Source organism: Rhodanobacter aciditrophus, from assembly GCF_042679525.1.
In the GTDB taxonomy this organism is placed as follows: Bacteria; Pseudomonadota; Gammaproteobacteria; order Pseudomonadales; family Marinomonadaceae; genus Marinomonas; species Marinomonas aciditrophus.
Genome location: NZ_JBHTMN010000021.1, coordinates 1 through 1,620 on the forward strand (window position 1 = coordinate 1; position 1,620 = coordinate 1,620).

Consider the following 1,620-nt stretch of genomic DNA (forward strand, 5'->3'; position numbering starts at 1 on the left):
ACAGGCTAATAAAGTAAGTACAAACAAGGAGTTAGCTGGCGCTTTAGATGTTAGCCCCAGCAATATTTCAACGTGGATACAAAGAAGCTCAATCCCATATAAAGAGATTTGCGAAACCTCAATTTCGACAGGTTTTAGTGTTGCTTGGCTTTTAACTGGTGAAGGTGACCAAAGAGACAAGGCCTCAGATTATGTAAACGTTCCTGAATATAAGATCGAAGCCAGCGCAGGGCATGGAGCGCTAGTCGAAGATGAAACGCCAAGCCAGTACATAGCCATTAAGAAAGCCAACTTAGCGGCGGCGGGTGTAAACACCAGTAACCTAATGATCATTTACGCCCGTGGTGATTCCATGGAGCCCACTTTCAACAGCGGTGATCCGCTATTCATTGACCGTACTTTCCACACGGTAGCCCCAGAGGGTGGGATTTACGTTTTCAACTACAACGGGGAATTGTTCGTTAAACGCCTGCAATTGGCCTTTACTGGTGACTTGCTGGTGATCTCTGATAACGACAAATACCCAAACATGACGATACCGAAAGCAGAACTAGGCGGCTTAAAAGTGGTTGGCCGTGTCGCTGTTTACGGCCGCATTTGTGCGTAGGGGGATTTATGGCAGTCAGCAAAGTAAAGGACGGCTGGAAAGTCGATTTCCGTGTGGGTGGCAAGCAGGGCAAACGCTACCGCAAAACTTGTAAAACTAAGAATGAAGCGGAACGTTATCAAAAGTTTGTAGAGGCGCAATTTATCGCTGAGGGTAAGCCGTGGAACGAAAAGCCTAAAGACCCACGCCTACTGTCTGACCTGGTAGAACTGTGGTCCAAACACTTTGGCGTTAAGCTCAAAAAGCACCATGCTAGGCGGTTAAAACTGGATCAAATCGTTTTAGCCCTTGGCGATCCGATAGCCGCGCAACTCACCCCAAAGCAGTGGAATGAATATTTAAGTTCTCGAATCGCCAATGGACGCAAAACCGCGACCATCAATGAATCCATAGCATTCTTGAATGCTGTCTATAACGGCCTGTATAAAATTGGCGAGGTTGACTTTGAAAACCCGATCAAGTCAGTACCTAAGCTACGCATCCGACAGACAGAAATGAGCTTTTTATCACTTGAGCAAATAGATAGCCTTTTGGCTGTTATGGATGGTGAATGCAGACTAATTACCGAAGTCTGTTTAAGCACTGGCGCACGTTGGAACGAAGCAAACGGATTGACCCGTAGCCGTGTCCAAAACTCAAAAGTTACATTCTCTGATACTAAGGGCGGCAAAAATCGAAGTATTCCAATATCTGATGACCTATTTTTTATGATTCAGGAGCACGCCCAGCAAGTTGGGCGCAACCAGTTATTTTCCCCACAAATGAAACTGTTTTATGAATGCCTAGATCTGGCTGGCATTGAGTTACCAAAGGGACAAAAAACGCATGTTTTGCGTCACACATTCGCAAGCCATTTTATGATTAACGGTGGCAACATACTGTCCCTGCAAAAAATCCTTGGCCACTCTTCTATCAGCATGACCATGAGATATGCCCACCTGTCGCCAAATCATTTAATGGACGCAATTCATTACAACCCTCGTTCTAGTGGACAAAAGGTGGACAGTAAAGCG

The 1,620-nt window shown here is 45.6% G+C and carries 2 protein-coding genes; both read left to right on the forward strand.

What is annotated here, in order from left to right; all coding sequences use genetic code 11:
- Window positions 1–607 (forward strand): LexA family transcriptional regulator (locus ACFQ45_RS17450; RefSeq protein WP_377370045.1); only part of this gene is annotated, 607 nt, incomplete at its 5' end.
- 8 nt (window positions 608–615) lie between these two features.
- Window positions 616–1,620: phage integrase (locus ACFQ45_RS17455; protein ID WP_377370047.1), on the forward strand; the 1,005-nt coding region annotated here is incomplete at its 3' end.